Consider the following 17,097-nt stretch of genomic DNA (forward strand, 5'->3'; position numbering starts at 1 on the left):
CAAAGGCGTAAAGTTTTTATTAATCAAGCTATAAAAGTTATACGGAGTTTATTCGGTTTGGGTATTAAAGAAGAAATATAATACCAGCATTTTAGCGGTGGTTTTGCTTCTGTTTATGGGAACATGCGGAATTCTTCCGTCAAAAAATATCGAGTCACCTTCTTTTATCAGTACTTCATCATCACCAATAATATAAACGCATTCTCCAGAAAGCATGTATTTGTATTCAAAAGCGTCCGTTTCGACTTTTTCTCTTTTAGAATCAGGTTTTACTTCCAGCAAAACGGCTTCAAAACCAATTGATGAAAGCTGTTTTCCAAAAATATACTGATAGGTAAATCCTTTTGCATCGTCTTCTTTTTCTATAATAGAATTATCTTCAGCGCGGGAAACGATATAATTTTCTCCGGTAGGTTTTGGCATTCCTTCAAAAAAATCAGAAACCTCAATTTCTAAAGCGTTGATAATATTCAATAAAACAGGAAGCGATGGTATGGTTCTTCCATTTTCAATTCGGGATATTAAACCATTACTCACATTGGCAGCATTTGCAACGGTACTGATTGTTTTTTTATTTTTTTTTCGAATATCCTTTATTCTTTTTCCTATTCCAATTAAGTAGTCGTTCATTCCAAATTGTATTTGTTACGAATATGCAAATTTAACTTGATATAAAAAAGAAGTTTTTTTATCAAAAGCAGATAAAAAAGTTTGCTTTTTGGTGTACTGACGAATATTATTAAAAAGACATAAAAAAAGCCCGTTTCCGCAAGAAAAAGGGCTTTTAAGCTAAATAACTCTTAGTACTATTTGCTATAATTAATCATTACGCACAAGAAACCTGTAAATAGTTTGAGAAGTAAATGTTTCCTTAGGTCGTAAAACTGTATTGGGAAAAGCAGGTGTGTTGATGGAATTTGGGTAATGCTGTGTTTCGAGACAGAATGCACCATTTTTAGTATAAGGAATTCCGTTGCGTCCCTTTACTTTTTCGCTTAACCAGTTTCCTGAATAAAATACAACTCCCGGTTCGGTTGTATAAACTTCTAATTCCCTGCCGCTTATTGGTTCAAAAGCTTTTGCTGCCAAAGCTAATTTACCCGTTTGGTTTCGCAAAGCAAAAGTCACATCGTAGCCGTTTGTGTATTGCTGTACTTTTTCGATGTCTTTGCCAATTGTTTTAGGCGAAGTAAAATCAAACGGTGTGTTTTTTACATTCAGAATCTTCCCGGTTACCATACTGCCATCTCCATATTCCAGAAATTGGTCGGCAAAAATAGTTAATTCGGTATTTAATGCTTTAGGATTTCTTCCGCCCGAAAGATTAAAATAGGTATGGTTGGTCAGCACAAGCGGAGTGGCTTTGTCTGTAGTGGCTTTGTAATCAATAACGACATCATTATTATTTTTGAGTGTAAAAGTTACCGTAACCGATAAATTTCCGGGAAAACCTTCATCGCCATCTTTACTTAAATAGGTCATTTCAACTGTAGGCTCATTCTTTTTTGTTATTTCTTTGGCTTTCCAAATGTGTTTATCAAAACCATTAACACCTCCGTGAATATCAGACGACAGCGTATATTCTTGTCCGTCAAGTGTGAATTTTCTGTTTGAAATTCGATTAGCAACACGACCAACCGTAGAACCCATCAATGAGTTTTCCTTCCCCGCATAATGAGAAAGCGAGTCAAGACCCAATACCACACTGCTCATTTTACCATACTTGTCCGGCGTTACAATATTCGTAATTGCCGCGCCATAAGTAAGCAGCTGAACCTGCATTCCTGTTTTATTTTGTAAAGTATACTCGAAAACATCCTGTCCCTGAACCTGTCCCATTTTCTTTTTACTAATAATAGATTTCTTAGCTACAGCAGCGTTTTGAGAAAATACATTCTCAGTTGCCAGCAATGCGAGACATAAAAAAGAGAAGCAAACAGCTAACGTTAATTTGTTCATGATGTTTTTTTATTTTGTTATTGTAGTAAAAGGTTTGGTCTAATTACTATTAACCAATGTTTTATCGCTAAGTAAATTACTTTTTATTTGCCAAATTATAGTGATCTTCAAGATAAGAGAAGCGGGCCAATATTTCTAGCATTCCGCCATGTTCTACTAAATTGTACACACCATCGCTTGCGGAAAATAATCCTTTTTCGTTTTTGTTTTCCTTCAAAGTATTATCCAGACATTTTTTAAATCCTGAAATGTATTTCAGGTCTTTATCGTATTTTAAAAGATGCTGATAGCCGCGCAATAAAACGGCATTAAACCAATAACCATCTCTAAATTTGTCTCCTCCGTAAAAATAAAGTAAAGAACTATCTGCTATTTCGATTGCTTTTTTAAGATACTTTTTATCACCTGTTAGTTCGTATAAATACACATTAGACTGAAGCATTGTTCCTGTATTATAGGAATAGATAGTTTTACCAATACTTCCATCTGTCACCTTTATATTATCATAAAACAAGCCGGTTGGTGTTTGCAGTTTTTCATTTGTCCAGTTGTAGATCTTCAATGCATTATCAAGATATACTTGTTCCTTTGTTGCTTTGTACATTTTAAGGGCAACAATAATTCCTGGTCCGTTTGAACAGGTATTTTTAGTTTCAAAATCATTTTCGCGCCAGTACAATCCGCCACCTAGTTTTGAATCTGATGCTGTCATCATAAAATCGTACATCGATTTTCCTAAATCGAAATACGCTTTCTTTCCGTTTCTTTCATAAATATCTAAGGCAGTTATTCCAATCCATTGGTTATCATCGTAATATCTTTGTCCTTTGCTCAGCTGCACAATATATTCACCATATCCGGGTTTAGGTGGTGCAGGATCGTAGTAAGGCTGCATACTTTTGACAATGCCGTCAACTAAATTCGCTTTTTTATCTACTTTTTCAATTTCATTTGTGGCTTCAAACATAGCGCAAAGTGCCCACAACCAGCTATATTCCCTTTTATGTCCAAATTTTGTTTCTCTTTTGACAGGATCTAAATCAACAAAATAATAACCTGAAACACTATCATGAAAATTTTTCTCAATTGCTGAGTGAAGTTGCTCCATCTCATCTTTGTAAAAATTGTTTTTTGAGTTAGTGTTTCTTTTTATTTCTGAAAAACTTGAAAACAGTACCATAACTGCAATAAGTAATAAACTCTTTTTTTGATTGTTCATAACGGGTAACTATTTGTGGTTATTTATTTTATTTGAATTGAATAGTTTTAAAAGTAATATCACAAATCTACTAAAACGTTTTAGTATTTTAAAACTAAAAATGGCCATTGCTATTATTTTTGTTGATAATAGCTCTAAATCGTTTTTTTGGTTTTTATTTTTTAATGAAGTGAGTGATTATCGATCGAACATTAAACATTTGCAATCCATTACGATGTTAAATATCACTATTGTAATAACAAAAAAGCCTTTTAGAACTTGAATCTAAAAGGCTTTGTATTGATATAAAAGTTTGAAATTAAACTTCTGAGTTAGGATTCGGGATATAATTTAAGGTTTTTGATATCATCCTGTAAGATTTTCTCAAATCAATCTGTTGCAAAATTTTCAGATTCACTGTAATTTTCATCAAAGTTTTCTTCGGGATTATTGGCCTCATCTTCTTCCTGAGTGTCCTCATTTAGATCAGTCTCAGATAGTGGTTCTCTGTCAGAAGCATCATCAGAAGTAAAATTGGTATTTTGATAAGAGATTGATTCCACAGTTGGGTCATCTCCGTTATTAAAATTTTCAGGTTGCAACTGATTTTGTAAATCCTGCATTAAATTACGATCTCCCGGATTGTAATTTTTGTTGTCGTCTGTTATCATATCAGTGTGTTTAAAATGAATTAATTTTGAGATTACTATTTGTAGTGCCAAGTGATTAGAAATTATTATTTATAGATCTTATGGCCTTATCCAAAATTAAGGACAACAGTATTATTTGTTCTTATAGAATTTTAAGTAAGAGTTCTTTAATTATGAGTGATTTATAAAGAGACATATTAGAAAGAAAAAAAAGCGATCTAAAAAAAACTGCCCTCAAATAGTATCTAACTTTTTGAAGACAGTTTCAAGAAATGGAATTTTTAACTATTGATCTTAGGACTAATTTTGCAACTATTTATTGAGCATCCCAAGAGGCACTAGCATAATAAATAGAACTTGTTACCGGAGCTGTCCAGTAACTTTGACTACCGCCACGGAAGGTATGAAGACTTACTGCATTGACATTTCGTTTAGAATCGTTAGTTACCCAACGAATGGTCTGATTAAGTATTTCTGTACCATTTACATAATATTTGACATATCCGTTCGTATTTGATCCGGTATTTAATTTCACAGATATCTGACAGTTATATGTTACTCCTTCTTGTATATAATATTTTTTCCCAAAATCGTTACCAAATTGTCCGGGCTGATCTTTATAATAAACGTAGGGTTGGAGGTAAGCCCCGCTTCCTTTGGCAGTGTTTGATCCGCTTGGGCAATACCACATAAATCTGGCACTACCGCCGTTGCCATCCCATCCTGGATCGCCACCGGTGTTCTGGTCGCCAATTAGTATACCGTATCCGCATTTACCACCTCTGCTCCAATAAAATCCGGAATTAAATTTCATCTGGAACCAAACGGTATAAACACCACCTGACCAAACGCCGTAAGATGTACACAAACCACCGGGACATGATAGTGTATTGGTTTGCAATGTAATCGTTCTGGCTCCGGCACCACCGCCTGCTAAGGCAGCAGCAGCTTTGTTAGTGTTTTGCTGCGCATCTGTAGCACTTTGTAATGTTTCTTTGTTAGTGGCTTGCGGCTCATTTAGATCTTGTTCCTTTTCACAGGAATTAAACACTAATGCCATAATAAATAGCAAACTTGTCAATTTGAAGAATTTTTTCATTTTTAAAACTTTAAGGTTAGTAAACAATTAATGGTTAGTAAAACAATAGATTCTAATTACATCAAATGATATTAAAGAGAAGCCTTTTTTTATCGGTATCAGTAATTAAGCAACTAAAAAACAGTGTTTTATAATTGATATAGCAAAGTTGACTAATAAGAATTTGAAAGTGGAGTAAAAAAGTACGATTTTAGGTACGTAAAAATCTTGTACGTAAATTTTGTATACTTTTTTGGGTATTATAAAATGATATCGTTAAATAAAATGATAAAAAATTATGTAGTATTTAAATAATTAAGAATTAGATGTGCTTGCGTTGTAAGCAGAATTATATACTATAAATATTGACAAAAAAGTATTAAAAAAAAGAAATGTCATGCAAAAAGGTAGATTCAAGATATGATACTATTTTTATCGTGTAAAAATGAGATGGATTATTAATTAAAAAGAGGATATACTTTTCAGTATATCCTCTTTTTAAAATTTGTTTTTTCACCTGTTATAACAAAACCGTGAATCCTGTTTTAATTTTAGCAGTAAGAGCGGTGGTCCTTCCTGATTCCTATTATTTGGCCTTGGGATTATCATCTGATTCTTCTTCTTCCCAGTCATTTTCGTCATATTCCGAATCAAAATCATCTTCTAAATCCTCTTTCAGGTCTCCAAGTTCTAAGTTGTAATGGTTACTGGCAGCTAATTTAGCCTGAAAAGCATCAAGATAATCATCATAATTTAATAACAGCTGCTCTTCGTAGTAAGTCATATCGCCTGAAAATTCTTCAGTGCTATAAGAGTAATTTTCGTAGTTCATATAAATCGGTTTAAAATTAATAGCATAAATAATGTTCTAATAGTTCTAATTAGAATTATTTAAAATTAAATTTTTTACCGCAGTAGAATTTATACAATTTTCAGGAAGGATTGTTAAATTCTCACCTAACAAATGGAATACTATTCATTTTGAAATAAAAGGGATATTACTATTATTAAATGAAAAATTTATTTTTCATTTAATGATTTTTACTTTATTGTTTGCAAGTTTCCAGGCATCCTTATTTACAAAGAATTGAAATCAAATAGATGTAAAGAAAACAACTTTTGATCGTAAATAACCATGAAAGCAGGTATTGTTTTTTGTATCTGCCTTCAGTAATTTTGGCTGTCATAAAAAAAACTTTTTTTATTATATTTGATTAATAAATTGACCCATAAGGCAATTTGTTTCTCGTTAACTTTAGCATTATTTATATGAAATTTTATGCGCTTGTTTTAGCAGTTAGTCTGTTTCCATTTGCTGCATTATGTCAAAAGGCAGTTGCACCCGGCAGTAAGGATATCAATACCAAATACATTAAACCCGGAAAGTCGGTATTTACCGTATATTATGTTAAGGATACAAGCTGGGTAAAGCAGGGAACAGTAACTTATGATATTGTGGCAGCCAACAACCAATTGAGTCTGACTAATTCCTATACTCCAAAAGACAACTCATTTATTACAGCCCGCACCAGTGTAGCGGATGCTCAAACTCTTAAACCTATCACCTATATTAGTGATGCTAAGGAAACAAAAGTTGATCTTAACTTTGGTGAAAAGGTTACAGGAAATTATTATACCAAGAAAACCAAAAAGAATAAAAAGCTGAATTTGAATCCCAAAGAGGTATTTTTTGACTGGTTATGGACGGATAATATGATTTTAACACTACCGTTAGATGTAGGTTATAAAGCCCGTTTCCCTCAGTTCTATTATAGTGATGATGCTACTGTTCCTGTAGAATACTACACAATCAAGGAAGTAAAAAGTTTCATTTATAACTCTCCAAGGACTGGTAAGCACGAAGCATGGCTGGTTACTGTTTTGGAAGAAAATACAAATGCCATTTATAATTATATTGTAGACAAAAAGGACCATCGTCTCTGGCAACGCGAAATGTCTATGGGTAAAGGAATGTGGGAAATTACGACCAACGAGGAGCTGGATTATCAGCCTATTAAAAACAAATTCGATAAAGAAAAAGTCGCTCAGCAGATTTCTAAAGGCAGCAGTGTTATTACTGGTACAGCCTATGCACGATCTGATGCTGGTAAGAAATTGGGTGGTTTGGTGAATACCGCCAAGAAACAATTTGCACCAAAAGGTACAGAGATCACACTTTTCCCTAGTTCGGCCTATTATGACGAATGGGTTGAAGTCAACAAGAAAATTCGAAAACAGAAAAAAATGCCAGAGGTTCCTTTGAATTCTGATTTTGGATATGGTGTCAAAAAAGCCAAAGTTTATGATGATCAGGGGCATTTTGAATTCGCAGATCTTATGCCGGGCACGTATGTGGTTATGGCCAGTTTTGATTTTTCTAACTCTTATAATTATTCATATGTATCTGGCTATACCAATTATTATAATTATTGGGGGTATACAGGGTCTTCAACAAATTATGCTACGGCCAGACAAGGCTATATAGATAAGGCCAATATTGAAAAGCGAGTAACCATAGATAAGGATGGCGAGAAAAAAGAAGTGAACTTAAAAGAGTAATTCGATAAAGATCTTTTTTTCAAAAGAAGTCTATAATTATCCATATTTTAAGTTCTAAATAACCTAAATCATTGGATATTGGTTTATTTCGTTATAATTATTTTCCGATCTTTTCAAAAATAAGCTGCATCATTTCAGGATCTAAGGCAGTCATGTCTACCAATTTTAAAGATTTTACCATTTTTAAAGTTGCAGTTTTATAATGCTGAAAATGGGGTGTCTGCAAATGAGATTTATAGGCTTTTTGATTGGCATATATTTCTATTATCCTAATCTGTGCTGGATTTTCTTTTTGAAACATCGGATAAATGGCAATAACTCCTGCTTCAAGTTTTACTGATTCTGATGATTCTTTTTTAAGTATCTCTTTGTATTCTTCCAGATATTCCGGAATAATTTCGATTTCAGAAATTCTCACCATCATATCTGGTTCGATAATTGGCGTAACAGGTTCACCAATAGCGTTTCTTAAAACATTGGCTTGTGTTTTTCCTGCTGTTTTTTCGATAATAAAAGTAAGCTCCAAAAGCTGTGCATCTGTGATTCCGGTATTTTTACCCATATTAAGATGCGCCTTTAGTTGTGGTTTGACTCCGGGCATTGCGGCTAATGCTGAAATGGTTACAAATTCTCGCTGACGGAAATTCAAAACATCGCGATTAAAAATATCGGCAAACAAATGTTCTTTTAAAAAAGTATCTATCGCAGGAGCAAAAGCAGCGGCACCTGTCTTAGGTCCGGTTTCTTCTTTCCCCGTTAATTTTTGAAGATTCTCTTTTCCTGATTGGTATTTGTCTTTTACAGTTACTTCAGAAGCTTGTTTGCCTTCAGTATCTTTTATTCCACGAGATTTTCTTTCTTCCAAAACCGCCATTAGCGTGTTGATCGCATTTAAGCTTCGGGGAAATCCGCAATAGGCATAAAGCTGTACCAAAGCTTCTTTTATTTCATTTACGGTAAGTCCGGTGTCAAGACCTTTATTTATTACAGGTTTTAATTGGTCTAAATTTCCTGTGGCAGTAAGTGCGGCAATAGCCGCCATGCTTTGTTGGTGTGTATTTAACGCCTGTTCATTTTTATCTTTTTGCTGTGCAGTCATTGTATTTATAATTATCAAAAAAGTGAATATACTTATAGAGTTCAGAAATTTTTTATAGCTCATGATGTAAAAATTAATGTTTAGGCAATTTCAATAAGAAAAGACTTTTAGCTCTTACAAATTTCGGAATTGTAACGCATCTTTTTGTATACATACTACAGATGTACTTACCATTTTTACTGATTTTGCAGTAAAATGGTCAGCTGCAGCACTCTGTTTGCTAAATTTGTAACAAACTTTTGGTTATGGAACGAATTGATAGGATTGAAACCGTTAAGCAATACAATGATGCAGTAGGAGCAGAGACTTTACATCCTCTTGTTAGTATTGTCGATTTTGATGAAATACCAACTTACCAGTATTTTAAAAGACATATGAGCGTTTATGCTGTTTTTTTGAAATACATTAAATGCGGAGATATGCGTTACGGATGCCAGTCTTATGATTATGAAGATGGTACGCTGGTTTTTATTTCACCAGGTCAGATTTACGGGATTGATGGCAGAAACGAAATTATTAAGCCTTGGGGCAAAGCGCTCGTTTTTCATCCTGATTTGCTTGCCGGGACAGCTCTTGCACGTCAAATAAAGGACTATTCATTTTTTTCTTATGAAGTAAATGAAGCATTGCATTTGTCTAAAAAAGAAAGAAAAGTGATCAACGATTGTTTCGAAAAAATCCTGGCTGAAATTGATCAGAATATCGACAAGCATAGTAAAACGCTTATTGTTTCTACTATCGAACTTTTATTGAATTACTGCATGAGGTATTATGACAGGCAATTTATCACCAGAACTCATGTCAATAAAGATATTCTCATTCGTTTTGAAAATCTGCTGAACGATTATTTTACGTCAGGCAAGTCTAAAACTTTAGGACTTCCTTCAGTAAGTTATTGTGCAGAACAATTATTTCTCTCCGCTAATTATTTTGGAGATCTCATAAAAAAAGAAACCGGAAGCACCGCTTTAGATTATATTCAGTCAAAATTAATTGATGAGGCAAAGACAATATTATTCGATCACGAAAAATCGGTGAGCGATATTGCTTATGAATTAGGTTTTAAATACCAACAGCATTTTACCCGATTATTTAAGCAGAAGACGGGAATTACACCATTGCAATATCGTGTAAATGTATAATTTAAAACAAAAAAAAAACTCTCGCCTTATTTGTAAAAAGTCGTTTAAGGAAGTATTTTTATGAATTAACTTGCTTTAAATCATATTTTTAGTAAATTTAAAAGGAGCACTAAAAAATAAAATTGAGGAACAATATGTGTTTTAAATATACTTTTTAGTATATTTGCGATCTAATAATTACAGAAATGCTTACTAAGGCCGAAAGAACAAAACAATTTATACTGGAAACTGCAGTGCCGCTTTATAATGAAAAAGGCATTTCGGGGGTTAATATTGATGATGTACTCGAAGCTACCAAGCTTACAAAGGGATGTCTGTATGGTCATTTTGAGAATAAAGAAGACTTATCAGAACAGGTTATTGATTTGTCGTTAAAATTGGTTTCAGACAGAATCAGAGCTGCGGTTTATCAGGCAAAAACAATAAAAGGTAAAGTGTTTGCCTTTTTAGATTTTTATAAAAACCCAATAGAAACTTATATTTCAGGCGGTTGCCCTATATTTAATACTGCTGTAGAAGCAGATGATAATTATCCTCTTATAAAAGAGAAAGTAGCAAAAGTATTTAGAAACGGGCAGCAGGAATTAGCGGCTTTACTTCAGGAGGGAATAAATACAGGTGAATTTTCAGCTCAACTGGATCCCGTTGTTTTTGCGTTCAAATTAACAGCATCGGTCGAAGGAGGTATTGTAATGTGCCGAGTTATGGGCACAGCAAAACCTATGCAGGGACTTGTAAAAAGTTTAAAATCTGAATTAGAACAATACGTCATATAATTTTTTTTTGCTTTAAAATAGACTAAAAAGTATATTTTAGAATAATCTGAATTCAAAAAAAAGGAAAGCGAAGGTAGACTTTGTAGATGATTTTTTTGGTTCTTGAAAAATAAGTTTGATGTTCCTGTTGGTGAGTATAAACAATTCTTTAAATAAAGTATAATGAATATAAAAGGTAAAACGATATTAATTACCGGAGGTGCTTCCGGTATTGGCTTAGAATCGGCAAAGCAATTTTTAGCCGAAGGTGCGCGTGTCATCATCACAGGAAGGAATCAAGAGAAACTAGAGGATGCAAAAAAAAGGCTTCCATCCGTAATTATTATCAAAAGTGATGTTGAAAATCCTGAGGATGCAAAAGCACTTTATGAGCAAGCTGTTGCTCTTGGCGGAATAGATATTTTGTATAATAATGCAGGTGTTGGAACTCCTGCACTAAATTTCGCCATTGCAAGTGAGCAAATTTTAAAAAATGCGATTTACGAAATGAATATCAATTATTTTGGTGTTATAAGACTCAACACACTTTTTATAGAGATGTTAAAATCAAGACCAGAAAGCGCGATCATAAATACAACCTCTATTTTGAGTATGGTGCCGGCTTTAGAAGAGCCTACTTATGCGGCAACAAAGGCCGCCTTAAGCTTTTATACCCGAATACTGAGAAAGAATTTAGAGATTTTAAACAGTAATGTAAAAGTATTCGAACTGCTTCCTCCCGTTGTAGCAACAGCCATGACTGCGAAAAGAAACGACAAGAAAATGACTCCTGAAAAATTGGTAAAAGCCCTTATTTCAGGAATTAAAAAAGATCAGTTTACTATTCGTGTAGGAGACAGCAAATTGTTGTACATCGTTAGCCGGTTTTTTCCGCAGTTGGCTTTTAATTTGGTGAATCCTAAAAAAATATACGCAGACCTTAAGCAGTAACGAGAATTTAAAAGATATAAAATGAAAGCATTTATAATAAATAAATATAGCAAGAAAGAAATTTTGCAGTTGGCAGATGTACCAGTTCCGGAAGTACGAGACAATGATGTTCTGGTTGAAGTTTATGCAGCCGGAATCAATCTTTTAGATTCAAAAATAAAAACCGGAGAGTTTAAACTTATTTTGCCCTATAAACTTCCGTTGATATTGGGGCACGATGTGGCAGGAATTATTACTCAGGTGGGTAAAAATGTAAAAAGATTTAAAGTAGGTGATGCAATTTATGCAAGAGCGGCAGATCATCGGATAGGAACATTTGCAGAGTTTATCGCCATTGATGAAAGAGATGTTGCACTTAAACCAAAGAATCTTTCTATGGAAGAAGCAGCATCGATTCCGTTAGTAGCTTTGACTGCCTGGCAGGTTTTGGTAGAAAATGCAAAAGTAAAACAAGGACAAAAAGTATTTATTCAGGCGGGTTCCGGCGGTGTTGGTACAATTTCTATTCAGCTCGCAAAATATTTAGGAGCAACGGTGGCTACAACAGCAAGTGCCAAAAGTTTCGATTTTCTGGATAAACTTGGAGCAGATCTTACTATTGATTACAAAAACAGTGATTTTGAAAATAGGCTGAGTAATTATGATGTTGTATTAAATAGCCAGGATAAAAAAACACTCGAAAAATCCTTAAGAATATTAAAACCCGGTGGAAAACTAATTTCTATTTCAGGTCCTCCAACACCTGCATTTGCAAAAGAAATAGAAGCACCCTGGCTGGTAAGAATCATTTTAGCATTATTAAGTGCCGGTATTCGTAAAAAAGCAAAAGCAAAAAATGTTGATTATTCTTTTTTATTTATGAAAGCTAATGGTGAGCAGTTAAGTAAAATTTCAAAACTTATTGAGTCAGGAGCAATCAAGCCAGTTCTGGATAAAGTTTTTTCTTTTGAAAAAACCAATGAAGCCCTAAATTATGTCGAAAGCGGACGTACAAAAGGTAAAGTAGTGCTTAAAATGAAATAAATATTTCAATCCACACTTTTCAATTTAAAAAAAGTCCATAGCCTTACCAAATAGTTATGAATGTGTCTTTCTTTTTCATGCATTCATTGTGGCCCTATAAGGTAATAATATGAAGAATCAATTATGATTTTTAACTGGTAATGGTATTAACTGATTTGTACCAAAATCAAAGACTAATTTTGAATTGGAAGTGTGCGATGAAATAACCTGACAAGACAAAAATCATCAAAATTTAGAAGATATTCCATTTATAATAAGACATTTATACGGGTTCTGTTTTCCTTTTCTGCTATTAAATCTCTGTTAAAAGTATTCCTGCATTTTAATATTAATTTGAACTTTGTAAAACTGTTTAATTAATAAATGATGGATTATGGAAACGCAAATTATTGAACTGGAAAAAGAATATTGGAAAGGAATGGAAAATCACGATTATGAAACGGTAAAAAAGCTTACTCGCTTTCCTTGCATAATCGCCGGTAAAAATGGAGTACAAAGTGTAGATCAGGCTACTTTTAAAAAAATGTTCGAATCAGGCGATGGTGATAAAATACAAGTATTGAATATTTCTGATGTTGAATCGCAATTAATTACTGAAAATACCGCAATAATAGGATATTTGATAACATTAGCAATAGCAGATGATCAACAAAAGACTCCTGTAAAATGCGCCTGCACTTCGACATGGATAAAAGAACAAGACAATTGGGTCTGCGCACTGCATACTGAAATTGAATTGTCGCAACAGTAAACCGCAATACATTTGATACTTATGAGCCCGATATTATTCGGGCTCTTTTTATATATACCAAAATAAAGTAATGGTTTAATATACTGGGAATTGTGTAACATCCTGATGAAATTAAGTACTTTTTAATCTCTTGTCATTTGTACCTTTAAATAGTATTTTAAAAAATATTAATAATCAAAAAAAAAGTAAGTTATGGCAGAAATTAAAATTGAGAAAAAGAAACCTGTATGGCCTTGGATCGTAGCAATATTAATCATTGCAGCACTTATATACTATGTCTTTGTACAAGATCATGAAGCTAACAGTGAAAGTACTATAGAGGTAGAAAACACTACAGGTGCACAATAATAGTACGCAATAAAAGGAAAAAAGAAACCAATATTGTGGCTTCTCGAAGTAAGGAAATTAGAAAATTGATACTCTCGAACTTGTAAACAGGAATGAGATGTAAGATTAAAAATTTATTGTGGCAGTAGAGTTAAAGCTAATAACCGCTTTAGATCTCAATTGCTGCAGTTATACTTGGAAGAAAAACAATATATAACAATAAAAAATTATGGAAAATAAAGACAAAAACTTATACAGGCTAGACGAACTATCTAATTATAAAATTGCTTCAGACTATTCTGATGTAAGAGGATGGAAGATTGTAGACTCTGAGAACCATACCATTGGTAAAATTGATAATCTTTGGGTAAATAAAGATATGCAGCGTGTTGTTTATCTTGATGTAAAATTGGATAAAGGATTAATAGAAGACAACCGTAATGAAGTACGTGATGTTATAGCAAACGACAGCGGAAAAGAATTTATTTATAAAGAAGGAGACAGCCATATTATCATACCAATAGGATCTGTAAACATAAATAAAGACACGAAAATTGTTATGGCCAATAGTATTGGATATGACACTTTTAGAAATACAAGCAGATACAACACACAACAAAATTTTGACAGAGAGTACGAACGAAGAGTAATGAAGTCGTATTATCCTGAAAATGATCCGGGTTCTGGTTATGATAGTGATGATGACGCTTTTTACAACCGCAGAGAATTTGAGAATCGCTAATATTAAGGGTATTGATTAGAATATCTTACATTAGAATTTTCTCCAACGTTAATACGCTTTTGAAGCACAGCGACAAACAGTAAATAAAAAAATGCTAAATCATTTGATTTAGCATTTTTTATATCATCTATTTTGGTTATTTATTAGATGGTGATGAATTTATTTTAGCGCATAATTGATATAACCACCATCTGCTAACAGCTCAGTTCCGGTAATAAAACTTGCATCATCCGAAGCAAGAAACAATACCGTTTTCGCGATTTCTGCGGGGTCTCCTAATCGTTGCATTGCAGTGGCACCTGAAAGAAATGCCTTTGCTTCTTCTGGTACAGCTTTATGAAGTCCCGGTGTAGAAACAGGGCCAGGGCTCACAATATTGACACGAATTTTTCTGCCGGCCAATTCGTTTGCAGCGATTTGAGCGATTTTATTTAAAGCTCCTTTTGTGGCCGAATAGACACTGCTTCCTAAATTGGCTGCAGTTGCAACGGTTGACGAAGTAAATATTACCGATGAACCAGCTGCTAAATGAGGAAGTAGTTTTTGAAGCGTAAAGAAATGACCTTTAACATTGGTATTAAACTGCGCATCAAAATCAGCTTCTGTCACTTCTTCGATTGCGCTAAAAGTTGCAATTCCCGCATTTAAAAAAAGCGTGTCTAATGTATTCCCGGTTTCGGCAAAAGCTTTTTCTAATAGTGAAAGATCAGACAAATTTGCAGTATCAGCTACTATAGTTTTCAATTTTGGACTGTTAATTTCGTCAGCAGCCTTTTTTAGGTTTTCGCTGTTTCTTCCGGTGATCCAAACGTTCGCGCCTGATTTTATGAATTCTTTTGCTGTTGCTAATCCTATTCCTGTAGTTCCTCCTGTAATCAGAACATTTTTGTTTGTGAAATTCATTTTGTTATATTTTAAATTTATACCCGCAAAGTTAATTCAGTTAAGTTTATTTTTGTTACTTTGTAACCAAAAGTAACAGTAACGTTTGAGTAACAAAGTAACTTATGAGTAACGAATGTCAGGTGGAACACAGCAAAGAGATAATGGCCGTTCACGATACAATGGATATATTGAATGGGAAATGGAAGATTTCTATCATTTCTTCTATCTGTTATCATAATAAAAGAAGATTTACAGATATTTTAAATGATGTAAACGGAATTTCCAATAAAATGTTAAGCAAGGAATTAAAGGATCTTGAAATCAATAAACTCATTAAACGGACAGTTCTAGATACGCAGCCTGTTACAATTCATTATCAGCTCACGGAATATGGATTGACATTAAAAACGATCATAAACGATCTGGCCGAATGGGGAATAAAACACCGAAAAGTAATTATTGACGGCTAACGGAGTATTTCTAATATAAAAGAAAAATGCCCTGGATAATTATTATCTAAGGCATTTTTTTTAAACTGTTGTAAGATCTAGTTAAAATGTTCTGCAATGTATGCAGTAAAATTTTCATCACTCATTTCATTAGAGGTGCTTTCACTTGTTATTGCATTTTTATACTGTGGAGTTTCTGCTAGAAATTTTATGAACTGTTCCTGAATTTGTCCGGTTCCGGTAATGTGAATTTGATCAACATTAGGCATCTTACTGGCAATTTCCTTGAAAAATTTTTGCGTTAGCGTAATTTCCTGATTGTTGGCAGCATTTTCACTCGAATTGTTATCTGGTCCTGCATTTTTCACATGTCCCAATACAATGAATTCTCCATTATCTACATTTTCTTTTCCAACTATTGTGGCTTGATGAGCATCCATCCAAACTCCAAACGACTTCTTGTTTTTATCTGACATAATTTTATATTTTATTAAAGATAAACTTATGAAAATCAATAAAATGCAAATTGGCTTAAGATTGTGATATTATTTATGAGATAATGAAACTGTCGTTTTTTTTACTATAATAATTACCTCACTTACTTTTTAGGAGTATAGCAAAGTGTCACTTTGAGATTCAAATTTATAGGCTTTTTACTTTTAAAACTTTCTCCGGCTCCGTTAATGCTTTGGATTAAATGAGAGATGATTTCCGCAATGGATTCTGCAGATTCTTGAAAACCACCAAGTACCCAATCTTTCATTAATGCTATCGTACCCTGTTCTCCAAATAAATAGAGTTTATCTTGCAAAGATTGCTGCAATGTTGCACCGCTATTCATCTGTGCAGTAATATCAGTTTTTCTAAAGGATGACAACGCCTTCGAAAGCAGACTGCTGGAATCCGTTTCAGAAAAAATAATGACACTCATTTTTTTATCACGTTCCATCGTTCTGCAGGAGGCCAAAATAATATCGTTTACGTTATCAAAATCTTTAATGGAATCCATCAGCGAAGTAAACATTTCGTCCTCCATTTCCCGTATTATTTCATACGGCGTATTATAATGCTTATAAAAAGTATTTCTGTTAAGGTCAGCAGCTTTGCACAATTCGGTGATCGAAATTTCATTGAGGGACTTATTTCTAAGCAAGTCCAACATGGAGTCACGTAAAACCATTTTAGTATAACGGACACGTCTGTCAATAGTTACTTTCATCTTTGGAATTATTTTTCTCAGGTTATAATTAAATACTTATCGAACAATTTAATGTCCGTTTGCTCATTAAAAAGCAATCTAATAAATATTGAAAATGTATTTGTTGATTCTGGCTTTGAATTTGCAGCCTGTATCAAAAGTAGCACATTGTATATTTATAAGCAAACTGTTCACAATCTTCTTTTTCGAAATTATAAGTTTAATCTCTATTTTTTTGAAAGCCTGATTAGACTTCGCTTATTTTTTCAAAATTAGGAAGGCATCATTTGTTGTGATGTTTCGTAAAAGTACTTATTGCTTTAAAATTTAA

Annotated in this window: 19 protein-coding genes; 9 read left to right on the plus strand and 10 right to left on the minus strand. The window is 33.4% G+C overall.

Features of this window, described 5'->3' with window-relative positions:
- Nucleotides 1–48: 48 nt before the first annotated feature.
- The 6 genes from FLP_RS12925 to FLP_RS12950 form a co-directional block, all read right to left on the minus strand.
- Nucleotides 49–630, minus strand: a complete 582-nt coding sequence (locus FLP_RS12925; RefSeq protein WP_065449899.1) for a helix-turn-helix domain-containing protein — start codon at nt 628–630, stop codon at nt 49–51.
- 189 nt (nt 631–819) lie between these two features.
- Nucleotides 820–1,959 carry an aldose epimerase family protein gene (locus FLP_RS12930; protein WP_065449900.1) on the minus strand — a complete coding sequence of 380 codons (1,140 nt, stop codon included), beginning with the start codon at nt 1,957–1,959 and terminating at the stop codon, nt 820–822.
- Between the two features lie 76 nt (nt 1,960–2,035).
- Entirely contained in the window at nt 2,036–3,178 is a 1,143-nt protein-coding gene (locus tag FLP_RS12935) for a glycoside hydrolase family 76 protein (protein WP_065449901.1), read from the minus strand.
- Between the two features lie 368 nt (nt 3,179–3,546).
- A complete protein-coding gene (locus tag FLP_RS12940; protein ID WP_065449902.1) occupies nt 3,547–3,828 on the minus strand; it encodes a hypothetical protein in 282 nt (93 codons plus the stop codon).
- A 295-nt stretch (nt 3,829–4,123) separates the two neighbouring features.
- Complete coding sequence (locus FLP_RS12945) at nt 4,124–4,906, minus strand: polysaccharide lyase (RefSeq protein ID WP_065449903.1); 783 nt, start codon at nt 4,904–4,906, stop codon at nt 4,124–4,126.
- Nucleotides 4,907–5,471: 565 nt separating this feature from the next.
- Nucleotides 5,472–5,717, minus strand: coding sequence for a hypothetical protein (locus tag FLP_RS12950; RefSeq protein ID WP_065449904.1), 246 nt, complete (start codon nt 5,715–5,717; stop codon nt 5,472–5,474).
- Nucleotides 5,718–6,154: 437 nt separating this feature from the next.
- Here FLP_RS12950 and FLP_RS12955 point away from each other — a divergent pair, with 437 nt between their 5' ends.
- Entirely contained in the window at nt 6,155–7,444 is a 1,290-nt protein-coding gene (locus tag FLP_RS12955; RefSeq protein WP_065449905.1) for a DUF3108 domain-containing protein, read from the plus strand.
- 97 nt (nt 7,445–7,541) lie between these two features.
- Here FLP_RS12955 and FLP_RS25765 read toward each other — a convergent pair whose 3' ends face one another.
- Nucleotides 7,542–8,543: a carboxymuconolactone decarboxylase family protein gene (locus FLP_RS25765; protein ID WP_065449906.1), complete on the minus strand. Its 1,002-nt coding sequence runs from the start codon at nt 8,541–8,543 to the stop codon at nt 7,542–7,544.
- Between the two features lie 245 nt (nt 8,544–8,788).
- Between FLP_RS25765 and FLP_RS12965 the strand changes: the two genes are divergently transcribed.
- From FLP_RS12965 to FLP_RS12990, 7 genes are all read left to right on the plus strand, one after another.
- Nucleotides 8,789–9,685, plus strand: coding sequence for a helix-turn-helix domain-containing protein (locus tag FLP_RS12965; RefSeq protein ID WP_065449907.1), 897 nt, complete (start codon nt 8,789–8,791; stop codon nt 9,683–9,685).
- A gap of 185 nt (nt 9,686–9,870) precedes the next feature.
- A complete protein-coding gene (locus FLP_RS12970) occupies nt 9,871–10,461 on the plus strand; it encodes a TetR/AcrR family transcriptional regulator (protein WP_065449908.1) in 591 nt (196 codons plus the stop codon).
- Between the two features lie 162 nt (nt 10,462–10,623).
- Complete coding sequence (locus tag FLP_RS12975) at nt 10,624–11,391, plus strand: SDR family oxidoreductase (RefSeq protein ID WP_065449909.1); 768 nt, start codon at nt 10,624–10,626, stop codon at nt 11,389–11,391.
- Between the two features lie 21 nt (nt 11,392–11,412).
- Nucleotides 11,413–12,414, plus strand: coding sequence for an NADP-dependent oxidoreductase (locus FLP_RS12980; RefSeq protein WP_065449910.1), 1,002 nt, complete (start codon nt 11,413–11,415; stop codon nt 12,412–12,414).
- A 373-nt stretch (nt 12,415–12,787) separates the two neighbouring features.
- Nucleotides 12,788–13,165 (plus strand): nuclear transport factor 2 family protein, encoded by a 378-nt coding sequence (locus tag FLP_RS12985; protein ID WP_065449911.1) that lies wholly within the window; start codon nt 12,788–12,790, stop codon nt 13,163–13,165.
- Nucleotides 13,166–13,357: 192 nt separating this feature from the next.
- Nucleotides 13,358–13,513: a hypothetical protein gene (locus tag FLP_RS25495; RefSeq protein WP_165606673.1), complete on the plus strand. Its 156-nt coding sequence runs from the start codon at nt 13,358–13,360 to the stop codon at nt 13,511–13,513.
- A 208-nt stretch (nt 13,514–13,721) separates the two neighbouring features.
- Nucleotides 13,722–14,234, plus strand: coding sequence for a PRC-barrel domain-containing protein (locus FLP_RS12990; RefSeq protein ID WP_065449912.1), 513 nt, complete (start codon nt 13,722–13,724; stop codon nt 14,232–14,234).
- Between the two features lie 159 nt (nt 14,235–14,393).
- Here FLP_RS12990 and FLP_RS12995 read toward each other — a convergent pair whose 3' ends face one another.
- On the minus strand, nt 14,394–15,137 hold the full coding sequence (locus FLP_RS12995) for an SDR family oxidoreductase (protein WP_065449913.1): 744 nt from the start codon (nt 15,135–15,137) through the stop codon (nt 14,394–14,396).
- 104 nt (nt 15,138–15,241) lie between these two features.
- Between FLP_RS12995 and FLP_RS13000 the strand changes: the two genes are divergently transcribed.
- Nucleotides 15,242–15,589: a winged helix-turn-helix transcriptional regulator gene (locus FLP_RS13000; protein ID WP_065449914.1), complete on the plus strand. Its 348-nt coding sequence runs from the start codon at nt 15,242–15,244 to the stop codon at nt 15,587–15,589.
- A gap of 77 nt (nt 15,590–15,666) precedes the next feature.
- Here the strand turns inward: FLP_RS13000 and FLP_RS13005 are convergent, their stop codons facing one another.
- On the minus strand, nt 15,667–16,044 hold the full coding sequence (locus FLP_RS13005) for a hypothetical protein (RefSeq protein WP_065449915.1): 378 nt from the start codon (nt 16,042–16,044) through the stop codon (nt 15,667–15,669).
- A gap of 122 nt (nt 16,045–16,166) precedes the next feature.
- The gene (locus tag FLP_RS13010) at nt 16,167–16,787 is read right to left on the minus strand and encodes a TetR/AcrR family transcriptional regulator (RefSeq protein ID WP_065449916.1); all 621 of its coding nucleotides are present in this window, start codon (nt 16,785–16,787) and stop codon (nt 16,167–16,169) included.
- Nucleotides 16,788–17,097 lie beyond the last annotated feature (310 nt).

This window comes from Flavobacterium piscis, assembly GCF_001686925.1.
Taxonomy (GTDB): Bacteria; Bacteroidota; Bacteroidia; order Flavobacteriales; family Flavobacteriaceae; genus Flavobacterium; species Flavobacterium piscis.